Genomic DNA, 23,664 nt, shown 5'->3' with positions numbered 1-23,664 from the left:
TTATATTTTTGCTTTTTTCGGTTTATAAATTTTTCTTTTTAAAAATTTATAGAATATTACTAACATACTGTTTTTTTGATTTCTAATTAATCAAGGTTCAAATTTATTTTTAAATGTTTTAGATTTTTGGAAGAAATGGAAGAAAAGAATTTGAGCTATTTCTCATATACCACCAAAAATTCAATAAATTTGAACAGACGCTTGGAAAGCCAACCCAAAAAAGATAAATACAACGGTTAAAATATAAGTCATTTTTTGTTGTTTTTTGTAAGTTGCGTTTTCAACTTGATTCATCATTCTTTTATTTTTTTTACGATTTAATAGTTTCGGTAAAATTTGTTGAACTAGTTGAACAATTAAAACAATAATTAAAATTGGTAAATAAATTCATTCTTTTTGATAAAGAAGTTCTTGGTAAGAAGTTGAAGCTAAGTTTATACCTAATCATGTTGTTGCTTTTATACTTGGAATACCTTGTAAAATTCTCCACATCGCTAAGAATATTGGCATTGTTACCAAAAGTTGTTTTATAGGTCCTGCAGGACTAACATTGTTTTTCTTATATAATTCAGCAACTTCTTGTCTTTGTTTATTTTCCATTTGTTTGTTGCCCTTATGTTTAACATATTTGGCATCAATTTTAGCTTTTTTAAGCTGAATTTCTTGTTGTTTGTTTTGAGTAAATAAAGTTCTAAATCTAAATGATAATGAAATTATTTTAGTAATTAGTGTTGCTATTAAGATTGTTATTATACTTATTCATCCGTATGAAACATCAATTGAACCTGTATTGTTAATTGCAATCATTAATCTTGACATTGGTCATACAAATATTGAATAAAATGGCCCTAATCTTCAAGATTCGCCTCAAGTTATAATAGCTTTTTGTTCAACAGATGAACCAAAAGGATAAACAGGGTTTGAATAATTATAGAGAATTTTATTTTCATTAACAATAGTATAAGGTGTATATGTTTTGATTATTTTAGTTAAATTTTTTGAATAATCATTTACTAATGTTCTATCTTCTATTGAAGATTTATCTTTTTTTTCTATAACGTTTTTAAGTGCTTTTTCATATTTAGAATCATTATATTTTTCTAAAGATAATATTTTATTATTTAAAAATTGAATTACATCTCTTGAAAAATATTCTTCTTTTTTACTGTTGCTATCAGAATTTTCTTGACTTGGATTATTTAGTGTTAAAAAAAGTTCATCAAAATTTAAAGTTTCAGGTTTTTCTAATATTTCATTATTATTTGATAACTCTTTTTCATTTTTAGGAACGTCAATATTAAAAATATTTCTTAAAATTTTAATTTCTTTATTTTTTCAATCTTCCTTTATTTCATAACTAGTGCTATAAGAAGTTAAAAATAACAGATCACCATTTTTATTTTCATATGAAACTGGTTTATATTCTTTCTTAGCAAAATCATATCACATAATTAATGAGTTTTTATTCCCTCAATAACCATATGCATCAGCTTCTTTATTTTCAAAAGATTTACCAGATTGTGCAATTAATTTTTTAATAATCTGCCCTTTATCTTCTGTATTATCATCAAGGTGATAATTATCATTGTTTTTTCTTACTTTAATTTCATTATTTTCTTCATAAAATGCCAAAACATTAGGAGAAACAGAAGTTTTAGAGGAATAAAACTCTACACCAGAGCCAGTTTGATTTGACGATTTAATTACAAAAGATTGAATACATCCTGTTAAAGAAATACCGAAAATCATAGTATAAATGATAATTTTTATGGCTTTTCAAATAGTTTTTAGCAAACTTTTATTATCATTTTCTTCGAAATTTCCACGAAAAAAACCATATGAATTTTTTTTAGGTTTAGTTTTTTTCATTGATTAACCTTTCATAAATTTTTTTTACTTCATTTGTTTTTTTAATAAAAGATAGATTTAAAAATTCTTTTCTTAAAATTAAAACAAAATGGAAGTTTAAATTTTTATAATCAATTTTTTGCATTATTGATTTTACTTGCCTTTTATAATAATTTCTTTTAACAGCGTTAGAAAATTTTTTAGGGACAGAAATCCCTAGTTTGAATTCATCGCTTTTTTTGTAATATAAAATTAATTTTTTAGAAATTATTTGTTTTTTTAAATTTATTATTTTTTGAAAATCTCATTTTTTTTTAAGAATATATTCTTTTTTCATAATAAATTTTATTTATTTAAAACTGTTAATCTTTTTCTTCCTTTAGCTCTTCTAGCTGATAAAACTTTTCTGCCGTTTAAAGTTTTCATTCTAGCTCTAAAACCGTGAGTTTTAATATGTTTTCTTTTGTTTGGTTGGTATGTTCTTTTCATATTGTTTTCCTTTCTTTTGAATTTTTAAACATAAATTTAGAAAATTTAAAAATTTTATTAATTATTTATAAAAATTAAATATCGATTTAAAAATTTAATTATTATTAAATATTATAAAGTATACCAAAAAAAGGAATTTTTTATATTAAAAAGTTAATTATAAACAATTTGCCAACATTTGTTAATATTTGTTTAAAATTATGTATCGATTGATAAATATTCCTATTTATAGGGTTTTTTTATGTTGATAAATTGTTAATAAATTGTTTTTTTAAAAAAAAATATTTTTTTATGTTCATTTAGTTTATTATCATATTAACAATATGTTTGTAAATGAGAATGATAAAAAAATGTATTTGGCTGATTTGAACAAAAAACTTATTGATATTTTCGAGGATAATATTAAAGATCAAGTTATTTTCGATTCTTTTTTGACACAAATTTTAATTAATGATTTAAACAACGATAATATCTTTTTTTATATAGAAGATAAATTTGTCGAAAATTACGTAAAAGAAAATTTTTTATCTTTTATTGCAATGTGTGTAAAAAAGTTGTTAAACAAAGAATTAAATATTAAATTTGTTAGCTTAGAAAAAATTGAAAATTTTAAAAGCGACATTAATGTAAGCCACGATAAAAACATTGTAGAAAATGTTATTGACAATTCAAACTTCGATGATTTTTTAATAAAAAATTTAACGTTTGATAATTTGGTTAAATCAAGCTTTAACTCTGAATTGTTTAAGATTTCAGATATAATTTTAAACGAAAACGAACCTGTTTATAATCCTATTTTCATTTATTCTGCATCTGGTTTAGGTAAAACGCATTTTTTAAACGCTATAGGAAATGAATTGAAAAAACAAAATAAAAAAGTTTTTTATTTAAATCCAAATACATTTGTAAATATAGTTGCAACAAGTTTACAAGAAAAAGATTCAGTCAGATTAAACAAATATGCCGATATGTTGATTAGTGTTGATGTTTTATTAATTGATGATGTTCAAACTTTAGGGAACAAAACAAAAAGTTTAGAAATTTTATTTAATGTTATAAATGAACTCAATAAGAAAAAAGCGCAAATTTTAATTTGTGCTGATAAAAAACCTGAATTTTTAGGTGGATTTGAAGATAGATTTATAACTAGATTTCAAAATGGGCTAACATTAAATATAAAACAACCCAATGAAAAGGATTTAATGAAGATTTTAAAATTCAAAATTGAAAAACAGAAGTTAAAATTCGAAAATTGGGACGAAAGTTCTTTAGTTTTTTTAGCAAGAAATTTTTATAAATCTATAAGGGAACTCGAAGGTGCTGTTAATAGAATTAAATTTTTCTCCAAAGACACAAACAATATCAAATATACCGAAATAGTTTTGAACAATATTTTTAACGATATTACTTTATCGAAGAAAAACATCACTCCCGAAAGAATAATTCAGTGTGTGGCTAATTATTATAGAATAAAACCTAATGAAATCGCATCTAAAAGCAGGAGAAAAGATTTGGTTGTTGCAAGAAATATGGTTGTTTGATTAATGAGAAAATGTTTAGAATTTGCTTATGAAAAGATAGGTAAGTATCTTGGTGGGAAAAATCATTCAACAATAATCGCTTCTTACAAAAAGATAGAAAGTGAAATTCAAAAAAGTAGAGATATAAAAAATGCTGCTTTAGTAATAGAAGAAAAGATAAATAAAATAACATAAAAAAATATAGAAATAAAGGTATTTTTTTGACTTATCCACAGTTTTAACAAAGTATAATATAAATATATATTTAAAATTAATATAAAATAATAAAATTAAAATAAACGAGGGAATATGGAATTTAAAATTTACAAAAAAGATTTTGAAAAGAATCTTGATAATGTTGGTTATGCTATAAATAGCACAAATTTTTCAATATTGTTGAGAGGGATATTTTTAGAGGTCATTAATGAAGGTGTTTATTTTTATGGTAGCGATAGCGAACTAACCATTAAAACATTCATTGATAAAAATAAATTACTTGAATTAAATAAAAATGGTAAAGTTTTAATTAATTTTTTACTTTTAAAAAATATTGTTAAAAAATTACAGGGCGAATTAACAATTAAACTAGAAGGTAATTTTTTAGTTATTTATAATAATGACGATAAATTTAAGTTAAATGTGATGGATTATAGTGATTATCCAGCTCTTGATTTTACTCCTGTTAACGGGATTAAATTTAAAGTAAATGCCAAAGAAATAAAAAAAGCTATAAGAAACACAATTTTCGCGACCAATTCAGAAAGTATTGAATTTGTTTTGAGTTGTTTAAATTTAGTTGCTAAAAATTCTAAATTAACAATTTCTGCTACTGATAAATATAGAATCGCGAGAGAAACAATTAATATCGATACAAACAGCGAATTCGATATTTCGATTTACGCTAAAAAATTAAAGGATTTTTTCCCACATGATTATGATGACGATGTCGAAATTAAAATTAATGAATACAAAATAGAAACTAAAATCGAAGATGTTTTAATTCAATCTAAAATTGCAGAATTCCCTTACAAAGATATATCTAAAGCATTCCCTAAACAAGAAGACATAAAATATAAAATTGAAATTGATAAAAAAGAATTAAGTAATTTAATTAATAAAGCAACCGCAATTTCATCAGAAAATAGTTATAAACTTGAATTTAAAGTTAATAATGAAGAATTTATAATTAGTAGTTATAAAGATGAAATGGGAAGTATTTTAGTTAGAACAAAAAACTTTAGTTTTTTAAGTGAAAATAAAGAAGATACTGAACTTCAATTTAATTTAAACTACAAATTTTTAAAAGAAGCAATTTCAGTGTTTGAAGATAGACTTCATATTTTTGTCGATTCTGCAATAAAAAGAGTTTTAATTTTATCTAGCTCATATAAAAACAACAAACAGTTAATAGGGACAACTTAAAATGACTGTAAAAATTTTTGGTGAATTTATTAAATTAGGTCAATTTTTAAAAAAAATGAAAATAATTGACTCAGGCGCAGAAGCAAAGAGTTTTATAGATAATCAAGAAATTTTAATCAATAATAAAAAACCTGAAGGAAGAAATTCTAAAATTTATGTTGGTAGTGTAGTTTGAATTAATGATGAAGTTTACAAAATAATAAAAGAAACTGAATAAAAGATTTTAATCTATATTAATTTATAAATTAAGATCTTTTTTATATAATTAAATCAATTTAAAATAATGGAGAAATATGCAAAATAAACGTTTTGATGCAATAGTAGTTGGGGGTGGTCACGCTGGGATTGAAGCTGTTTATGCTTTAGCAAAACAAAACTTTAAAGTTTTACTCATTACACTTGATAAAACCAAATTAGCTTCAATGCCTTGTAACCCTTCTATAGGTGGACCTGCTAAAGGAATAATGACTAGAGAAATAGATGCACTAGGTGGTGTTCAAGCTATTTTCGCAGATCAAGCTATGATTCAAATTAAAATGTTAAACGAATCAAAAGGTCATGCTGTTAGAGCTATCAGAGCACAGATTGATAAATTAAAATACTCAGAAATAATTTTAAAAGACATTGAAAACAATCCTAATATAACTCTGCATGAAGCGATAGTAGAATCTTTAATACAAGAAGAAAATCAAGTTAAAGGTGTTATAACAAATAATGATGAAAAAATATATGCCGATGCAGTTATTTTAACAACTGGTACATATATGGACTCAAGAGTTTTAAGAGGAGAAGAGATAACTATTTCTGGACCTGATGGTCAAATTACATCTAATAAGCTTTCTAATTATTTAAAAAAATGTGGTTTTGAATTATTAAGATTAAAAACTGGTACTCCACCAAGAATATGAGCTAATTCTATAAATTTTGATGAAGTAGAAAAAGAAGTTTTAAGTCCTAATGAATTAAATTTTAGTTTTAAAACTAAAAGAAAAATAGAAGAACAAGTTCACTGTTATTTAACATATACAACTCCGGAAACTCACGAAATTATTCTAGAAAATTTAAATAGATCAAGTATGTATTCAGGTTTGATTGATGGAGTAGGTCCAAGATATTGTCCTTCAGTAGAAGATAAAATTGTTAGATTTCAAGATAAACCTAGACATCAAATCTTTTTTGAACCCGAAACAAGCGAAGGTGATTTAATTTATGTAAATGGATTATCAACTTCGATGCCGCAAGATGTGCAAAAAAAGATGGTTGAAACTATTCCTGGGCTAAAAAACGCTAAAATCGCTAAATATGGCTATGCAATAGAATATGATGCTATAAATCCTTTAGAATTAAAAAAATCTTTAGAAACTAAAAAGATAAAAGGTTTATTTTTAGCTGGACAAATAAACGGAACTAGTGGTTATGAAGAAGCAGCGGCACAAGGATTAATCGCAGGAATAAATGCAGCACAAATGATAAAAAAACAAGAAGCTATAGAAATTTCAAGAAACGATGGCTATATTGGTGTTTTGATTGATGATTTAGTCACCAAAGGTACAAAAGAGCCTTACAGAATGCTTACATCAAGAGCTGAATATAGACTTTTACTTAGAAATGATAACGCAGATATAAGAATGGTTGAATATGCATTTAAAGCTAATATGATTAATAGTGAAGATTATGTTAAAACTAAAGATAAATATAATCAAATAGCACTAAAAATTAAACAATTAAAAAAAGAATATATTTCTTCTAAAGATAAAATAGCTATCAAATACAATGCACAAAATGGACAATCATTATACCAATTACTATCAAGACCTGAAGTTGATTATAAAGATATAGTTAAAGATTTTGAATTTGGTTTTGAATTATCTGTTAACGCAAGATTAGATGGTTATATCCGTAAACAAGTTAATGAAGCTCAAAAAATGCTTAGATTAGAAAATTTAAAAATACCTTCAGATATTAATTATGATGAAGTAATAAACTTAGCTACAGAAGCAAGAATTAAATTAAAACAAATTAAACCTACATCAATTGGGCAAGCATCAAGAATTAGCGGGATAAATCCTTCTGATATTCAAATGTTAATGTTTTATTTAAATTCAAGAGTTAAATAATGCTTATAACAATAATTGCAGTAGGCAAATTAGAACAAAAATTTAAAGAAATTTTTGATATTTATAACAAAAAAATCAATCTTATAGCTAAACTTAATATTGTAGAAATTAAAGAAATTGCTATAGATAATATTGATTTGAAAATAAAAAAAGAAACAAAATTAATTTTAGAAAAAATCCCTAAAAGTTCAAATGTTTTTCTTTTTTCACTAAAAGGAAAAATGTTTTCATCTAAAGAATTATCGACATTTTTTGAAACAAACAGCAATTTAACTTTCATAATTGGAGGTTCAAACGGTGTTGATGAAGCAAAATTTGATAAAAAAATTTGTTTTTCTAAATTAACTTTTCCACATCAATTATTCAGAATAATGGCTGTTGAGCAAATTTATCGTTCTTTAACTATTATTAAAAATATTAAATATCATAAATAAACTAATTAAAAAAAAAACTACCAAACACAACACTTCTTGATGTGGCTGCTTCATTTCTGCTCTGACCAAGTTACAAGGTTGCTGTTTTAGTAGCTTAATAATTATAACACAAAATATTAATAAAATGTTAAAAAGGAAAATATGGAATTTTTTCATTGAAAAAGAAATTTTTATTCGTTTAATCAATCTACTTGATTGTTTTATTTAATTTTTGCTTTAGCTTTACTTTTTTGCTTGATTATTTGAATTTTTAGAAAATCTATTTCTGTTTATTTTAATTCGAATGAACAAAAAAAATATTTTTTTAATTTATGAAATAAAAAAACATTATTTACGATAATCGGTTTAATAACTATTTTATTTAATGTGCTAAGATTAACTATTTTAATAACAAAAGATTATCCATGAAAATGAGAATTAATTCCGCTTCATTTATGTCGTTTTTACATTATTTTAATAGGTTTTTTATTAATTTTTAACAAAACGCATTTAGTAAAATATTTTGTTATAAGTTGTTTTATAGGCGCTATTGCTGCTTTTATTTTCGCGGATTTAGGAGAGGTAAAATCATATATACAAGATGATATTGTATATAATAATTTAATTCAAAATACAGAAAGTTACAAAAGAGCTGGTTTAAATGTAGGGTTAGATTCTTATTTATTTTGAGATTTTGCACTTGGTCATGCTTATGCAATAATTATGCCAATATTTCTTAGTGTTATTTCTGGTAAAAAAGTAAAATTAAAACTTAGAGAATTTTTATTAGGTTGCTTATTTTTATTTATATATTCAATATTTATTTTCTTTTTAAATTGAATCTTTTTTGCAATATCCAAAAACCTTAATAATCCTAGAATTTTAATTTCATTAAATTCAAATTGATTATATTTAGGTCAAACAGGAGTAAATGCGCTTGGTGTTTTAACGCAATGACCATATTCAGTTTTTAGTCTACCGATCATATTTTTTATTTTAAGTTACATTTTATACTTGTTATATACTATTTTAGAAGCTATAAAATTTGATTTTACAAACAAAAAAATTTATTTTGTTTATAATAGAAAATTATTAAAAATTAAAAACAAAAAGGAGGCACATGGATAATTTTAATAATCAAATAATCGAATACATGACAAAAGAAAAAAATAAATTAAAGAAAAATTCTAAGTTATATAGATGATTTGATGATTCTATTAGATTATTATTAATTTTTTTAAACTTAGCGATTATAGCAATAGCTATAGTTGTTATAGTAATTGAAAGCCGTAGATATTATTCAACTTCAAATTCAAATAATAGCTCTCAAAGTTTTGGACTAACAATAGTTTTAGCAACATTTATAGTTTTAACTTTCTTTTTTAATATGTTTCTTTCAGTTTATAAAGAAATAATGAAATATAAAGACTATAAAAAAGCTGTTAGAAAACTTCAATATATTGGTTATAAATATAAAGAAGATAAAACATTTACTAAAGAATTATTTGATCAGCAATATGATGAAATAATAAATAAATATTTGGCTAAAAAAAATAAATCTAAAACAAAATTAATTAAAAAGTTTTTAATTTCTAAAGGAGACAAATAATGTATTTTAAAAATAAATTATTTGATTCTACAAAACAATTTATTGATTTTATAACAAAAAAAACTTTGTTTAAAGCGAAAATTTATCAAATTATTTTTTGAACTACAAGTATTTTTTCATTAATTTTTTTAACTTTTTCTTCATTTATGGGAACTGCAAAATTAGCTTCATCAAGACTTGATGAATTTAAACCATTTGCAGAATTATTTACTGAAAAAATAATTAAAGATGGTAAAACAACATCTGTTGATCAATGACCAATTTTTACATTATGAATAGGAATTGCCTTATCGATTATTAATGGTTTACTTTCTTTATTTGTAGTTAAGAAAAAATGAATTAGAAACGAAAAAATTAACACACTTATTCAATTAGAAAAAATTCTTTATGAAAATGAAAAAGGCAAATATAAAAATAATGAAAATAAAGATATAGTTTTTTTTGAAAGAATATCAGAAATATTAGGAAATAAACATGAACCAACAAAACAAAATAATTAAAGAACAAGATATAAAAAAATTAGAATCTGACATCTTCAAAATAAAGAAAAAATATTTTGTCTCTAAATGAACATTTTTAATTGTAAGTATATCTTTAATTTTAATGACCGCATTTAACGGTCTTTTATCAGCTTACGCTATAGCAAAAAATCCAAATATTCAAACTGTTTGACTGTTTGTTGCGATAGCGTTTATAACCTCTTTAATGACTTTTTTATCTGCTATTGCAACATTATTTACTTTTTCTAAAAAAAGAGACGAAAATAAGGAAAGAATCGAATTTTTAGAAGAAAAAATTAATAATTTGACAAATAACCCACAAAAAGTTGATTTAGATGATTTAGTTATTAGTTTATCATCTTTAAACAAGGAGGAATAAAATGAAAAGAAAAAAGTTTTTTTTAATTTTATTTTCAGCATTATTCGGTTGAATAGGTGCGGGTAAGTTTTATATAAAGCAATATGTTTGAGGAACGATAAAATTACTTCTTTTTTTAACTTTTATATGTTTATTAATTTATATTATTACTCAATTTTTATCAAATAAATCAAAAGCTATTGAATACGCTGAAGAAAAATCACAAATTATCGATAATATTATCGATGATATATCTGAAAAAACACTTCCTAAAGAAATCGAAAACATTTTAGACGTTAAAAATTTTCTAATAAAAGTTATAGGTCAAGATAAAATAGATCAAGGTAAAAAAATATTAAAATTAGTTAGTTTTTTATACTATTTTAAAACAATAATTATACTTGCTGTTATAAACATTTTTATTCTATTAACAATATTAATTTCTTGAATAATAGAAATAATTTCTTCATTATTTAAAAGCAAAAGATTCTTTAGATATGTTAATAATGAATGTTAAAAAAACATCAAACTTTTTTTGGTTTGATGTTTTTTTTAAATATGTAAATCTTCATTGTTTTTTTCTTCGTCTTCATCATTTTCAATTTCGTCTAAATCGCTTATAAGTTCAAATGAATTATTTAAATTTTTTAATTTTTCAATAGTTAAATCTTTTAAGAAATTTTTTTCTTCATCTACAAATAAAAATGTTGATAAAATTACAGGATTTCTCCTTTTTTCTTTATAAAAGAAAGGATCTAATCGATCTTTAATTAATTGTTTTAATTCAGGGATAGTTCAATCAGTTTTATTTTTTATAGTAAACAAGATAGCACCATGGACTAATTTTTTAATTTTTTCAACTAGCTCAGTTGAATTTTTAACAAAAAAACAACCTCTTGATATTACTCTTGGCTTTCCAACGATAATATTTTTCTTTTTGTTAATAGCTACAACAACATATACAAAGCCATTTTCACCTAAAACAACACGGTTTTTTATCAATTCAGAATTAACTTTAGAAATGTTGGTGCCATCAACAAATACAACACCTGCTTTAACACTTTTGTTAGAACTAAATAATTTATGTTTAACTAAATATAAAACTTCTCCTAATTTAGGAATAATAATGTTATTAGGATTTACCCCATTTTCAACTGCCGTTTGTCCGTGAACAACCGACATTCTAAACTCTCCGTGATAAGGTACAAAATACTTAGGTTTTGTTAATTTAAATATTTTTTCATGCTCTTCTTTATAAGCATGCCCCGAAGTATGTAAATAACCATCAACACCATTTTCTTTAATGGTTGCTCCTAGTTTATACAATTTATTAACTAATAGTTCAATTTTTATTCTATTTCCAGGAATAGGAGATGAAGAAAAAATAATAAGATCATTATTTTTAATTACAACTTGTGGATGTTTACCAATCGCCATTCTTGAAAGAGCGGACATTTGTTCTCCTTGAGAACCAGTTGTCAAAATTACTAATTCATTTTCATCATATTTATTAATATTTTTTTTATTAATAAATAAATTATCTGGCGCATCAATATACCCCATTTTTCTACCTATTTGAATACCATTAACCATCGATCTACCAAAAGGAATAACTTTTTTACCTAATTTAGCTGCAAGCTCAATAATAACTTTAACTCTGGTTAAGTTAGAGGCGAAAGTTGTAACAATAATTTTTCTTTTAGCTTCTAACATATACTTTTCAATATCTTTTAAAATATCTTTTTCGCTAGGAGAGTGAAATGGACGCATTGCATTTGTTGAATCTGATAAAAGAACATCTAAACCTTCTTCACCAATTTTTTCTAATCTTGAAAAATCAGTGAAATTTCCAATAGGTGTATAATCAAATCTAAAATCTCCAGTACACATTATAGAGCCGTTAGGGCTAGAAACTCTTATTCCAAAAGCATCAGGGATAGAATGTTGTGCAGTTCAAAAATCAACTTTTAAATTCTCAAATTTATGAACATCATTTTTATTAATTTCAATAAATTCAATTTTAACCTTGATATTTCTTTCGCTAAATTTAACTTTTAAATATTGAATAGCGATTTTAGGCGCATAAATTCTTTTGATATCTACTTGTTCAGCTAAATAAACAACTCCTCCTATATGATCTTCATGTCCGTGAGTTATAAATAAACCTTTTATTTTGTTTTGATTTTCTTTTAAATAAGAATAATCAGGAATAATTCCTTTAATTCCTGAAGCGAAAAAATCCGCAAATTTAATCCCTGCATCAATAATAACTATATCATTTTTATATTCTATAACAAGTGTAGATTTACCTATCTCTTGCATTCCACCTAATGCAAAAAATTTAGTAGGAATAGGGTGTGTGTTTTTCATATAACTCCTAATTTTTAATATTTTTTTATAATTAACAAGCAACAAAAAATTAAATATTTAATTTTATTATTTTAAATTTTACAAAAAAAAAGATTTTTAAAAAATATTTTTTTAAAAAAATTTTTTAGCTATATTAAACAAAATGAGTTTTTAAATAAAATTAAGTGTTACAATTTTAAGTATCATGGAAACTTCTAAAATTGTAAAAGGAAAAATAATAGAGATTAACAAAAATTATTTAAGAGTAATTTTAGATAATAAAGCTGAAGGTTTGGTCTCAATCAAAGAAATTAGCGATTATTTTATAAACGATATAAATAATTTATTTTCAATAAACCAAACAATTTCTTTAGTTGTTCTTGATTATAATGAAAAAAAGAAAAAATTTCTTTTATCTTTTAAAAGAATAAGACCTGAATTTTTAAAAGTTCCTTTTAAAAACAAAATGATTGAAACTAAAGAAAAATTTAAAAATTTAATAAAATTTACGCAGGAGGAAATTGATAAATGGGAAAAATTAAATTAAACTTATCTAAAGCAATAGATATTAATGAAGTTTTAACTTTTGAAAAAAAAGTTAAAGAAATAAATAATGAAATGAACAATTTTTCATCGTTAGGTTCTGATTTTTTGGGATGAAAAGATTTTCCTAATAACTTAAACAAAACAGAACTAAAAAAAATGGAGCAAATAGCAAAAAAACTTCATAAAGAGAAAATAGATGTTTTAGTAGTTATAGGTATTGGGGGTTCTTATCTAGGAGCTAAAGCAGGACTGGATTTTATACAAGGTAAATATCCAGAACAAGAAAGAAAAATGGAAATAATTTTTGCAGGAACTTCATTAAGTTCACTAGAATTAGCTCAATTATTAAAATATGTGCAAAATAAAACATTTGCAATCAACGTTATATCTAAATCAGGTACAACGATAGAACCAGCAATTGCTTTCAGATTTTTCAAATCACTTTTAGAACATAAAATTGGAGAAGAAAAAGCTAAGGAATATATTTTTGTAACCACAGATGCAAATAAAGGTACTTTATTTGAAATGGCTAGAACAAAACAATATGAAAAATTTGTAATATTAGATAATATCGGTGGCAGATTTAGTGTTCTATCTCCTGTAGGCTTTTTTCCTTTAATTTGCGCTGGAATAAATATAAATAAAATTATTGATGGAGCAACAAGAGCAAATGAAATATATTCTTCTAGTTCATTAAAAGAAAATGATGCTTATAAATATGCAGTCGCAAGATATATTTTATCTCAAAGATATAAAGTTGAAATTCTAGTATCTTATGAATCTAATTTTAGTTTCTTTAATGAATGATGAAAACAATTATTTGGAGAAAGTGAAGGAAAAAATCATAAAGGTCTATTTCCAGCTTCGGCTATTTTTTCGACAGATTTACACTCACTAGGACAATACATTCAAGAAGGAAATAAAATATTTTTTGAAACAATTATGACAATTCAAAATCCATTAATGGATTTAGTAATTGATTATGATGAAGAAAATCTTGATAATTTAAACTATTTATCAGGTAAAAAAGTTCATGAAATAAATAACGTTGCATTTAAAGCGACGCTTGATGCGCATGTTAATAATGGTAAAGTTCCAAACATCCATTTAGAATTAGAAGATAATAAAGAAGCTGCTTTTGGGGAGTTGATTATCTTTTTTGAAAGAGCGTGTGCTATGTCAGCTTATTTATTAGATCTCAACCCTTTTGATCAACCAGGTGTTGAAGTTTACAAAGCTAATATGAAAAAAATCCTTAATAAATAACAATTAAATTAAAAAAACTCTATAAAAGGCAAATTATTTTTTATAGAGTTTTTTTATTTTTTTAATCTATATATTTAATTTCTAAATTAGTTTGAATGTTATCTAAGTTTGAATCATTTGGTTTTTTAACAACAAAAAATCAACCATAGCTTTTATAAAAAAGAGCTTTTCTCTCAGTTGAATTAGAAATAATTTTTTCCTTTTGAATTTTAATTTTGATTTTTTGTTCAATTAAATTCAATCTTAAAAAAGCTGGAATTTTATAATTATTTTCAGAAGGAGTTGTATTTCTAGTAACTTCATATCCTCTTATAAAAACAAGAAAATAATCACTAAAAAATTTTTCATTAATAGTTAAATTGCGAACTTCATTAATTTTAGGTCAAGTTACTCCGTTGTTGAATAAATTTTTATATTCTTCAAAATTTTTAATTACTGAATTATCGTATTTAGCTAATAAATTTTTGTTGTCTTTAATAGCTTGCAAAATGTTGTTTTCGTTGTATTGTATATTTTCTTTTTTTAAAAAATATTTTACAAAATTTCGATTCATTCTAGTTTCGTTTGTAGAAATAACTGAATAGGTTTCGTCCTCTCGTAATGAGTCTTTAATTTCTAAATTAGTTTTAAAATCATATTGATCACCATTTTTATAAACGCAAGAAATAAAACTAAATAAAGTAGTTGTCAAAATCAACGGTAAAAAAATTTTTTTTATTTTTTTCATAATTTAATTTTATTGAACTAGAGAAATTAACTCTAAATTAAATTTTTTGCCGATTTCAATTTGTTTATTATGTATTATAGATTTTATAATTAGTGATAAATCTAATAAAAAATTTAAAATTTTTAACCACATATATACCTCTTTTTTAAAAAAACAGAATTTTAATTAATATTTTTTTGATTATATAAAATAAAAATTTCATTTTATAGATTTTAACTTTTAATAGCTGATAAAACATTAATATTTATTGTCTTTTTCATTCTTAATAAAATATTTTATTTTTAAAAACTAAAAAAGTGCTAATATTTTTAAATAAAAAAATAACATTGCTAAAAATATATAAAATTTAATAGTTTTTACAATGTTATTTTATAAATAAGTTATTTAAATTAAAGTTATGAGTTTTATTTTCCGACTCTAAAAAGACAAATATCTCCATCTTTCATTAAATAATTTTTTCCTTCTAATCTTATTTTCCCGTTTTCTTTAGCTTTTTTTTCACCTTGATTTTCAATAAAATCTTCATATGAGATAACTTCGGCTTTAATAAATTTTTTCTCAAAATCACTATGTATAATTCCAGCGCATTCTGCAGCATTCATACCGTTTTTGTATGTTCATGCTCTTATTTCTTTTAAACCAGCTGTGAAATAAGTTCTTAATTCTAAAATGTTAAAAGCTTTTCTAGTTAATATTTCTAAACCAGAATATTCTAAATTATATTCTTTTAAGAAAAACTCTTTTTCTTCTGAACTTAGTCTGCTAATTTCATATTCTAATGAAACTGAAATTGGTAAAAGAATTGCGTTTTGCTTTTTTGAAAATTCTTTCATAGCTATATAATGTTTGTTATTTTTAATATTTTGAATATCATTTTGATCAACATTAGCAACATAAATCATTGGTTTTAGAGTCAATAATTGATAATTTTTAATTATTTTTAATTCCTCTTCATTTAAATTCATATCGCGAGCAAAAATATTATTTAAAAAACCATTATGAATTTTTTTAACCAAATTATATTCTTTTTTAAGTTCTTGATCACTAGAATTTGAAGCTCTTTTTTCTATTTTTTTAATTACATTTTCAATAACTTGCATATCAGCAAAAAGTAGTTCTAAATTAATTAATTGAGCATCCTCTACCGGATCTATTTTATTAGAAACATGAAAAATATCGTTATTCTCAAAACATCTAACAACATGAATGATAGCATCCACTTCCCTTATGTTAGAAAGAAATTTATTCCCCAAACCTTCACCATTCGACGCTCCTTTAACTAGACCAGCTATATCAACAAAAGTAAAAGTTGTTGGAATAATCTTTTCAGCTTTAACATATTTATAAATTTCATTTAATCTATTATCTTTTAAATCAACAATTGCAATATTTGGTTCTATAGTTGTAAAAGCATAATTAGCACTTTCAGCTTCATTCAAAGTAAGCGCAGAAAACAAAGTAGATTTCCCAACATTAGGTAAACCCACTATCCCAGCTTTTAATGACATATTTCTCCTTTAATAAAAATTTAAAAAAATCTTAGAAGCATCTAAGATTTTTATATAAATTATTTTCTGATTCTATCTAAAACAAATGGTAATAAAGCAACGTGTCTAGCTCTTTTTATTGCATTAGTTAAAGATCTTTGATGTTTTGAACAAGTTCCAGTCAATCTTGAAGGTTGTATTTTTCCGAATTGTGAAACATATTTTTCAATTAAGCTTATATTTTTATAATCAATGTAAAAAATTCCTTCAGCACAAAAGTTACAAATTCTTTTTTTGTATTTTTTTAAAGGTTTAAAACGTTTTTTCATATATTATTCTCCTTTATTTATTAAAAAATGTTATCGACTTCATCTCATGAAAAATCATCTTCTAATCATTCATCGTTTGAATTAGAATTCTTTTGATCTGAATCGGAAACAACTTCTTCTGTATAAAAAGAAGGTTTTTTATCCACATCGTTGACATATTCTTCTATATTAATTTCTTCTGTATTGATGTGTCTATTTTTTTTTCTATTTTCAATTTCTTTTACAGTTTCAAGAATAGATACATTTTCAGCACTAACTTCATTAGTTGTAATTCTTTGTCCTTGTGAATTTGTAAATGAATTAGAAACAAAAAGTCCTTCTACTAAAATCCTCACACCTTTATCAGCATTTTTTTCCAAAAATATTGCATTATTTCTTCAAGCGACTACAGGTACATAATCTACAATATCCCCGCCTTGAGAATTTTTATATTTTTTTCTAGTTATAGCTAATGTAAATCTTAAGTATGAAATATTTGTTTTTGTTGTTAACAATTTTAAATCGTTTGAAATTCTTCCGATTAGAATAACTTTATTCATAAAAATTAATCCTTATTAGTTTCTTCAGTTTTTTTTGTAACAATTTTGTCTTTAGGTTTAAAAGAAAAATTATTAGATTTAGCAAATTTATTTTCAAAATTTTTAGCTTTTCTTTTTTCAACAAAAGGTTTAGCTTTTTTATGCAAACCTTTTTCAGTATCTAAATTAATTACTAAAGTTCTTCAAATTGTTTTAAAAATATTAGCTTTTCTTGTAAATTCAGAAATGTTTTCTCTATCTGTTTCAAGTTGAACTAAAACACGAGTAGCAATTTTTGAATTGTTGATTTCATATTTTAATTTATTATCTTCCATTTTTTCAAAAAGTGTAACACTTTTTTCACCAAATACCTCATTAACTAATTTTTTAGCAACTGAAATATCTTCGTTTGGTGATAATAAAATCATAATTTCATATTTTGATTTTGCCATTTGGCTCCTTTCGGTCATCAGGGCTTAATTTAATAAGCCAAGGAGTATAAAAAATAAATTTAATAAAAAAATAATGTTAAAAAAACATTATCATTGAAATAAAATACTCCTTTGTATTATACATTATTTTGTTTTTAAACAAATAAAAAACAAGAGTTAAAAAACTCTTATTTCTTATTTTAAATTTTCAATTATTTGTTTCTCTAATTTTTCAAAATCAATTTGATCATGAATATCAGCCATATATGAAAACTCTTCAACTTCGCCTTTTGTATTAACTAATAAATAACCTCTAGCCAATAAATAAACATCTTCAATTAAAAATCCAAATTTTTTACCAAATTCTCTATTTTTATAATCAGAATAAATTTCAGTATTGTGAACTTGGTGTTTTGTTTTTCACTCAGCTATTGTAGGTGGTAAATTTAATGAAATTGAAATAAAATCAACATTTGGATATTTTTTCACTAAATTTGAAATTCCTACAGTTTGTTCATCACATACCGAAGTATTTAACGCAGGAAATACAGATATAACTGTTAATTTTTTAAATTCATTAATTTCCACATCATCAAAAAAAGTATTTGTAACTTTGAAACTAATTTTTTGTTTTTTTTCTACTGGTTTTCCGTATAAATTATATAATTCATTTTTAAATTTAATTCGCATACATCCTCCTCACGAAATACATTTTTATTAATAATATAAATTATAATATAAAAAAATAACTAAGTTTAAAAAAGAAATTAAAAACTTGATTTTTTTAATAATTTTAAGACATATTTATAATTTTTGTGTTTTTCATCATTTTCAAAAATTATTTTATTTTTATTTAAAATTGGATTGCTTATTAAAATTATAAAATTATTTTTATTGTTTTTTAATTTAAGTAAAAAATTTCAATATTTTAAATCTCTTTCCTTTCTGACTTTTATCTTAAAACCTCTATTTTCTGATAAAAAAATAAATTTGTTAATGTTAATTTTTTTATCATAATCTAAAACCTCTAAATTTTTAAAATTATAAGTTTTATTAACTAGAGATAACGTTTCTACAATATTAATGTTTTGAGTTTTTTGATAATTTAAAAAAGAAATAATAAACGAAATTAAAACAAAAGGATTAAAAACAATATTTTTTTGATTTAATTGAAATTCCATTTCCCCGTATTTATTTATTTTTAAAAAATAAAAGTCATTTTTTTGATTTTTGAAAGAATAATTAAAAACATGTTTTGTAAAATTATCAGTTATTTGCAAAAATTTATTTTTATAATAATTGTTAAATATATAATAAATTAGAAATAAAATTTGGCTAAAACTGACTTTAAAAAATCTTTTTTTAATTTTATAGTAAAAAATAGGTAAATAACTTTCGCTATTTATCTCAACTTTCAAATCCGCATTTTTATTTTTACTAAAATTAAATCCAGATAAAAAAGAAAAATTATTTACTCAATTTTCTATGCTTTTATTTTGGCTTGTAAACTGCAGATTTAAAACCTTTTCAGCGCTTTTTTCGAAGTAAAATTTATCATATATTTCTATTATGTTTTCAACATCAAAATCTAAATATTTTTCCAATTCGTAAAATTCATTTTTTTTATCAATTAAATTCTTTAATTCATTATTTTCTGAGGTATTATTTTTTTCTAAATATCCTAAATTCTCATTAAAAATTTTTACTATAATTTTTTCATTTCTTAAGTAAATTAAAACTAAATAATTAAAATTAATTTTTTTAAAAATATAAAATGCTCTTTGTTTAAATAGATTTTTATCCAATTTGTAAACTAAAAATTTACCACTTTCATTTTCAAAAACATTTCTTATATTTTTATTTAAATTTAAACATTCTATTTTTTCATCAAGAACAAACAAAATATTTTTATTTTTTATTTCAAAAAAATTTTTAATTTTATTTAAAATATCTTCAAAATTTTTTTTATTTATTTTTTCTTCCGTTTTTTTTTGTTCTATATAAAAGAAAAAAAATTTTTCATCAAATTTAAATTCAAACCACATTTTATCACCAAAAATATTTTATTTTAAAATTTTATTTTTTAAAATAATTTTAATTTATTAAAAATTAAAAAGCATATAATGACTATTTTTTGGTAAAATTTTTTTTAAAAATAAAAAAAATATATTTTTATTTCCCTCTGTATTATTTATATTAATTTATTAAGAAAGGATAAAATGGCAAAAATAAATATTTTTTCACTTGGTGGTTTAGATGAAAATGGTAAAAATTTATATGTAATTGAAGTAAATGATGATATTTTTATAATTAATTCGGGTTATAAAATTCCGATAAATTCTACAAATGGTGTTGATACCCTTATTCCTGATTTTACTTATTTAGAAAAAAACAAAAGTAAAATAAAAGGTGTTTTTATAACAGACGCTAAAAACGAATCTTTTTCAGCATTACCTTGATTGTTAATGAAGATAAAAAAAATAAAAATTTATTGTTCGTATTTTACAAAATTTCTAATTTTAGATCGTATTTCTAAATATAAAATAGATGACTTAAATTTTGAAGTTATATCAGTTGGAGCAAATAAAATTCCGTTAGGAGATGTGACTATAAGCGCTATTCCTTTAGCTGGTTCTATGCCTGGAACTTATGGATGAAATTTCGAAACTGAAGATGGACATATTTTAGTTATGTTAAATTTTGTTTTAGGCTCACTAGGTGTTTATGGAAAAACCGATATTAAACAAATTAAAAATTCTATTTCACCAAATAAAGAAATTCTTTCATTATTAATCGATTCAGGAAACGCTACAGGAACAGCTGTAGGAAATGCTATTGATAAAATATATATAACGCCAATAATTGAAAGTGTCTTTTATAATGCTAAAGAAAATTCAAGAATTATTGTAGGTGGACTTGATGAAGAAATGACCAGTTTACATGAAATTTTAAATTTAGCAATTAAATATAAAAGACCAGTAGCTATTTATGGTAGAACTTATTCAAAACTTATTGATTTAGTAAAAAAAATAAAAATAAACTCAGAATTAGTTGAAATGCCCGAATTTATTGATTATAAAGAAATTGAAAAAGTTGATAATGCAGTAATTTTAGTAACATCAACAAACGAAAGGCTTTATAAAAGATTTTTAAGAATTACTGAAAATAATGACATTTATTTAAAATTGAAAAAAACAGATAATGTAATTATGATCGCTCCACCTATAAATGGTTTAGAAGTTTTATATGCTTTGATTTTAGATGAAATAGCTAGAATAACTCCATTAATAACAGATATAACAGAAAATGAACATTATAAAATAAGGCCTGCAAGAAAAGATATTTATACTTTAGTTAAATTTTTAAAACCCAAATATTTTATTCCAATTCAAGGACTTTATAGATATTTAGTAGTAGCATCCCAAATAGCGGCAACAGCTGGAATGAATAGAAGTAATTTAATTGTTTTACAAAATGGTAAAGTAGCATCATTTATAAATGGGAAACTTAGCTCCACTAAAAAAAATATTAAAGATTGCGGGGAAATTATTATTGACGGATTTGGTATGGGAGATATTTCTACCGAAGTTATTAACGAAAGAGAAACTCTTGCAAGAGAAGGTGTTATAGCGATAACTGCACTTACGGATTACAAAACTAAAGAATTAAAAAGCGAAATAAATATAACCAGTTCTGGAATTATTTCGAAAGAAATGAAAGAAGAAACATACGATATTATAAAAAATTTAATTTATCAATTATTTATTGAAAATAAAAAGATAAATCTTAAAGAAATACAAATGAAAATAAAAAAAATAATTAGAAAAAAAATGTATAAATTGTATGAAAAAGAACCAATGGTTGTAGCTGTGTTTTATGAAATTTAAAATTAATTTTGATTCAAAAATATTTTGATTTTTTATTTTATCTATTCACATATTTTTATTTCTTTTTTCATTTATACAAATCCCTGTTTTTACAACAATATATCTTTATTCAATTGGAATGTTTTTTGGATATTTTTCTTGAAATTATTTTATTTTTTTTCTAATTTTTATTTTTAAAAAAATAACAAAAATTAACATATTTAAAATTAAAAATATAAAATTTACTTATTTAAATTTATTTTTTGTAAATTTATTAATTGTCTTAATAGCAATGTTTTTTTTGCAAAAAGATTGAGCTTTTTTGAAAATAGGTTTTAATTTGTGAAATGATGATTTTGGAAAATGATGAAATTCATATGCAGTAAATAAATCAATTCTTTTTCCAGGGAATGAACATTTCGGTTTTATCAATCAATTAATATATTCATTAATTGCATCATGTTTTAGTCAAATAGGAATCTTTTTGTTGCCTTTGATATTTTTATTATCGTCAATTTTATTAACAACTAAATGAAAAAATCAAATTTTATTTTTTGTTTTAGTAAAAACAAAAAAAATAAGTAAAATTAAATTCAAAAAAAATGTAAAATTTAAAATAAATAAAAAGGAGGAAAATGATAATCAAAACTTGGGTGGAACAGTAAATGAAATTGATACAAAAATTAATGATACAATCTTAAATAACACGTTAGAGAGTGATGTCATATTTAACACAGAAACAGTGGAAAATCATTCAACAAATGATTTTGAAATAGATGAAAAAATTAACTTATCTAATGAAACAACAAGTTGAACCCAACCTTTTGATGATCCGTTTTAAAAAATGTCAAAATTAGTAGAAATGAAATGAGCTGATGCTCAAAAAATAATTGATAATGGTGTTGTATATTTAGAATTTGCTGTAGATTGATGTGGTGATTGTATTATGATGAAGCCAATAGTTGAGAAAGTAGCTGATCATTTTAAAGATAATAATGAACTTAAAATGATTAAGGTAAATGCGGAGGAATCTGGATTATTTAGAAAACCAAATACAAAATTTGAAGTTTTAAAAGTTCCGACACACATAATTTTAAAAAATGGCGAAATTGTTTTTAAACATTTTGAATATATACATGACAGCATATTGATTAATGAAATCAATAAAGCTTTAAAAAATTAAATAAATAAAAACCCTAAATAAACTTTTTAAAGAATATTTAGGGTTTTTTAAATAAAGAAATAAATTATTTGTTGTAATACTCAACTATAAATGTTTCATTTATCTCTTGATTTAATTCAGATCTTTCTGGTAATCTTTTTAAAGTTGATGAAAAACCATTAGTTTCCATTCATTCAGCTTTAACTCTTTTTTCTAAAGCATCAACTATTTGAACATTTTTTCTAGATTTTTCTTTTAATTCAATAACACTTCCAACTTTTATTTGCATAGATGGTATATTAGCTTTTTTGCCATTTACTAAGAAATGATTGTGGTTAACTAATTGTCTTGCTTGTCTTCTTGTTAAAGCAAAACCAGCTCTATAAACTAAATTATCTAATCTAGTTTCTAACATTTGTAAAAAGTTTGTACCAACAACACCTTTCTTCTTAGAAGCTTTAAAAAATGTATTTTTAAATTGTCTTTCATTAATACCATACATGAAACGAACTTTTTGTTTTTCTTGCAAATGTTGTCCATAATCTGAAATTTTTGGTCTTCTTTTATTATTATCAGAAGATTTATTATTTTTTGCAAATTCTTTCCCATTTTCTAAAAGTGAAAAATTTAATTTTTTAGATTTTTTAAAAATAGGACCAGTATATCTTGCCATTTTTTACCTCTTTTCTGCATTAAACAAAAATGAG

Annotated in this window: 28 protein-coding genes and 1 other RNA gene; 15 read left to right on the top strand and 14 right to left on the bottom strand. The window is 22.8% G+C overall.

Annotated features, from left to right (window positions below; all coding sequences use genetic code 4):
• From yidC to rpmH, 3 genes are read right to left on the bottom strand one after another with little or no spacing between them, the layout of a single operon-like run.
• Complete coding sequence (gene yidC / locus T403_RS0102415) at positions 1-1,869, bottom strand: membrane protein insertase YidC (protein ID WP_051619091.1); 1,869 nt, start codon at positions 1,867-1,869, stop codon at positions 1-3.
• Positions 1,856-2,185: a ribonuclease P protein component gene (gene rnpA / locus T403_RS0102410; protein ID WP_033161233.1), complete on the bottom strand. Its 330-nt coding sequence runs from the start codon at positions 2,183-2,185 to the stop codon at positions 1,856-1,858. Before rnpA ends, yidC begins: the two co-directional genes overlap by 14 nt.
• An 8-nt stretch (positions 2,186-2,193) precedes the next feature.
• Positions 2,194-2,337: a 50S ribosomal protein L34 gene (gene rpmH / locus T403_RS0102405; RefSeq protein WP_033161232.1), complete on the bottom strand. Its 144-nt coding sequence runs from the start codon at positions 2,335-2,337 to the stop codon at positions 2,194-2,196.
• A 350-nt stretch (positions 2,338-2,687) separates the two neighbouring features.
• On the opposite strand from rpmH, the gene dnaA reads away from it, so the two are divergent.
• The 5 genes from dnaA (at position 2,688) to T403_RS0102380 (ending at position 7,830) form a co-directional block, all read left to right on the top strand.
• Entirely contained in the window at positions 2,688-4,052 is a 1,365-nt protein-coding gene (gene dnaA / locus T403_RS0102400) for a chromosomal replication initiator protein DnaA (protein WP_051619088.1), read from the top strand.
• A gap of 114 nt (positions 4,053-4,166) precedes the next feature.
• The gene (locus T403_RS0102395; protein WP_033161231.1) at positions 4,167-5,279 is read left to right on the top strand and encodes a DNA polymerase III subunit beta family protein; all 1,113 of its coding nucleotides are present in this window, start codon (positions 4,167-4,169) and stop codon (positions 5,277-5,279) included.
• A gap of 1 nt (position 5,280) precedes the next feature.
• Positions 5,281-5,496: an RNA-binding S4 domain-containing protein gene (locus T403_RS0102390; protein ID WP_033161230.1), complete on the top strand. Its 216-nt coding sequence runs from the start codon at positions 5,281-5,283 to the stop codon at positions 5,494-5,496.
• Positions 5,497-5,572: 76 nt separating this feature from the next.
• Positions 5,573-7,396, top strand: a complete 1,824-nt coding sequence (gene mnmG / locus T403_RS0102385; RefSeq protein WP_033161229.1) for a tRNA uridine-5-carboxymethylaminomethyl(34) synthesis enzyme MnmG — start codon at positions 5,573-5,575, stop codon at positions 7,394-7,396.
• Positions 7,396-7,830: a 23S rRNA (pseudouridine(1915)-N(3))-methyltransferase RlmH gene (locus T403_RS0102380; RefSeq protein WP_033161228.1), complete on the top strand. Its 435-nt coding sequence runs from the start codon at positions 7,396-7,398 to the stop codon at positions 7,828-7,830. The genes mnmG and T403_RS0102380 overlap by 1 nt, the downstream gene beginning before the upstream one ends.
• Positions 7,831-7,834: 4 nt before the next feature.
• Here T403_RS0102380 and ffs read toward each other — a convergent pair.
• Positions 7,835-7,931: signal recognition particle sRNA small type (ffs, locus tag T403_RS04375), an RNA gene on the bottom strand.
• Positions 7,932-7,971: 40 nt separating this feature from the next.
• Between ffs and T403_RS0102370 the strand changes: the two genes are divergently transcribed.
• Genes T403_RS0102370 through T403_RS0102350 form a run of 5 tightly spaced genes read left to right on the top strand, consistent with a single transcriptional unit; the run spans position 7,972 to position 10,793 of the window.
• Positions 7,972-8,937 (top strand): TMEM164 family acyltransferase, encoded by a 966-nt coding sequence (locus tag T403_RS0102370; RefSeq protein ID WP_033161226.1) that lies wholly within the window; start codon positions 7,972-7,974, stop codon positions 8,935-8,937.
• Positions 8,930-9,418: a hypothetical protein gene (locus T403_RS0102365; protein WP_033161225.1), complete on the top strand. Its 489-nt coding sequence runs from the start codon at positions 8,930-8,932 to the stop codon at positions 9,416-9,418. The genes T403_RS0102370 and T403_RS0102365 overlap by 8 nt, the downstream gene beginning before the upstream one ends.
• A complete protein-coding gene (locus T403_RS0102360) occupies positions 9,418-9,918 on the top strand; it encodes a DUF4231 domain-containing protein (RefSeq protein WP_033161224.1) in 501 nt (166 codons plus the stop codon). Before T403_RS0102365 ends, T403_RS0102360 begins: the two co-directional genes overlap by 1 nt.
• On the top strand, positions 9,893-10,297 hold the full coding sequence (locus T403_RS0102355) for a hypothetical protein (RefSeq protein ID WP_051619086.1): 405 nt from the start codon (positions 9,893-9,895) through the stop codon (positions 10,295-10,297). Before T403_RS0102360 ends, T403_RS0102355 begins: the two co-directional genes overlap by 26 nt.
• Before the next feature lies 1 nt (position 10,298).
• Positions 10,299-10,793 carry an NINE protein gene (locus tag T403_RS0102350; protein ID WP_033161223.1) on the top strand — a complete coding sequence of 165 codons (495 nt, stop codon included), beginning with the start codon at positions 10,299-10,301 and terminating at the stop codon, positions 10,791-10,793.
• A 35-nt stretch (positions 10,794-10,828) separates the two neighbouring features.
• On the opposite strand, the gene T403_RS0102345 is transcribed toward T403_RS0102350, so the two are convergent.
• On the bottom strand, positions 10,829-12,646 hold the full coding sequence (locus T403_RS0102345) for a ribonuclease J (protein WP_033161222.1): 1,818 nt from the start codon (positions 12,644-12,646) through the stop codon (positions 10,829-10,831).
• Between the two features lie 184 nt (positions 12,647-12,830).
• Between T403_RS0102345 and T403_RS0102340 the strand changes: the two genes are divergently transcribed.
• Positions 12,831-13,172 (top strand): S1 RNA-binding domain-containing protein, encoded by a 342-nt coding sequence (locus tag T403_RS0102340; protein ID WP_033161221.1) that lies wholly within the window; start codon positions 12,831-12,833, stop codon positions 13,170-13,172.
• On the top strand, positions 13,154-14,437 hold the full coding sequence (locus tag T403_RS0102335; protein WP_033161220.1) for a glucose-6-phosphate isomerase: 1,284 nt from the start codon (positions 13,154-13,156) through the stop codon (positions 14,435-14,437). Before T403_RS0102340 ends, T403_RS0102335 begins: the two co-directional genes overlap by 19 nt.
• Before the next feature lie 61 nt (positions 14,438-14,498).
• Here T403_RS0102335 and T403_RS0102330 read toward each other — a convergent pair whose 3' ends face one another.
• The 8 genes from T403_RS0102330 to T403_RS0102300 form a co-directional block, all read right to left on the bottom strand.
• Positions 14,499-15,164, bottom strand: coding sequence for a hypothetical protein (locus tag T403_RS0102330; RefSeq protein ID WP_033161219.1), 666 nt, complete (start codon positions 15,162-15,164; stop codon positions 14,499-14,501).
• A gap of 9 nt (positions 15,165-15,173) precedes the next feature.
• Entirely contained in the window at positions 15,174-15,296 is a 123-nt protein-coding gene (locus tag T403_RS04640) for a hypothetical protein (protein ID WP_276211251.1), read from the bottom strand.
• A gap of 272 nt (positions 15,297-15,568) precedes the next feature.
• On the bottom strand, positions 15,569-16,672 hold the full coding sequence (ychF, locus tag T403_RS0102325) for a redox-regulated ATPase YchF (RefSeq protein ID WP_033161218.1): 1,104 nt from the start codon (positions 16,670-16,672) through the stop codon (positions 15,569-15,571).
• Between the two features lie 59 nt (positions 16,673-16,731).
• Positions 16,732-16,980: a 30S ribosomal protein S18 gene (gene rpsR / locus T403_RS0102320; protein WP_033161217.1), complete on the bottom strand. Its 249-nt coding sequence runs from the start codon at positions 16,978-16,980 to the stop codon at positions 16,732-16,734.
• A 20-nt stretch (positions 16,981-17,000) separates the two neighbouring features.
• On the bottom strand, positions 17,001-17,519 hold the full coding sequence (locus tag T403_RS0102315; RefSeq protein WP_051619084.1) for a single-stranded DNA-binding protein: 519 nt from the start codon (positions 17,517-17,519) through the stop codon (positions 17,001-17,003).
• A gap of 5 nt (positions 17,520-17,524) precedes the next feature.
• Complete coding sequence (locus T403_RS0102310) at positions 17,525-17,950, bottom strand: 30S ribosomal protein S6 (RefSeq protein ID WP_033161216.1); 426 nt, start codon at positions 17,948-17,950, stop codon at positions 17,525-17,527.
• Positions 17,951-18,124: 174 nt separating this feature from the next.
• Entirely contained in the window at positions 18,125-18,619 is a 495-nt protein-coding gene (locus T403_RS0102305; protein WP_033161215.1) for a redoxin domain-containing protein, read from the bottom strand.
• A 77-nt stretch (positions 18,620-18,696) separates the two neighbouring features.
• On the bottom strand, positions 18,697-19,974 hold the full coding sequence (locus T403_RS0102300) for a hypothetical protein (protein ID WP_033161214.1): 1,278 nt from the start codon (positions 19,972-19,974) through the stop codon (positions 18,697-18,699).
• Between the two features lie 174 nt (positions 19,975-20,148).
• Here T403_RS0102300 and T403_RS0102295 point away from each other — a divergent pair, with 174 nt between their 5' ends.
• From T403_RS0102295 to T403_RS0102285, 3 genes are all read left to right on the top strand, one after another.
• Positions 20,149-21,816 carry a ribonuclease J gene (locus tag T403_RS0102295; protein WP_033161213.1) on the top strand — a complete coding sequence of 556 codons (1,668 nt, stop codon included), beginning with the start codon at positions 20,149-20,151 and terminating at the stop codon, positions 21,814-21,816.
• A 301-nt stretch (positions 21,817-22,117) separates the two neighbouring features.
• Positions 22,118-22,636, top strand: a complete 519-nt coding sequence (locus T403_RS04425) for a hypothetical protein (RefSeq protein ID WP_156933545.1) — start codon at positions 22,118-22,120, stop codon at positions 22,634-22,636.
• Between the two features lie 3 nt (positions 22,637-22,639).
• Positions 22,640-22,978, top strand: a complete 339-nt coding sequence (locus tag T403_RS0102285) for a thioredoxin family protein (protein ID WP_033161211.1) — start codon at positions 22,640-22,642, stop codon at positions 22,976-22,978.
• A 64-nt stretch (positions 22,979-23,042) separates the two neighbouring features.
• On the opposite strand, the gene rpsD is transcribed toward T403_RS0102285, so the two are convergent.
• Positions 23,043-23,630, bottom strand: a complete 588-nt coding sequence (gene rpsD / locus T403_RS0102280; protein ID WP_033161210.1) for a 30S ribosomal protein S4 — start codon at positions 23,628-23,630, stop codon at positions 23,043-23,045.
• Positions 23,631-23,664: the final 34 nt, after the last annotated feature.

Origin of the sequence: Mycoplasma collis ATCC 35278 (genome assembly GCF_000701825.1) — a bacterium.
Taxonomy (GTDB): domain Bacteria; phylum Bacillota_I; class Bacilli_A; order Mycoplasmatales; family Metamycoplasmataceae; genus Mesomycoplasma_A; species Mesomycoplasma_A collis.
The sequence above is the reverse complement of the archived record's forward strand: the minus strand, read 5'-3'. Positions and strand labels throughout refer to the sequence as shown.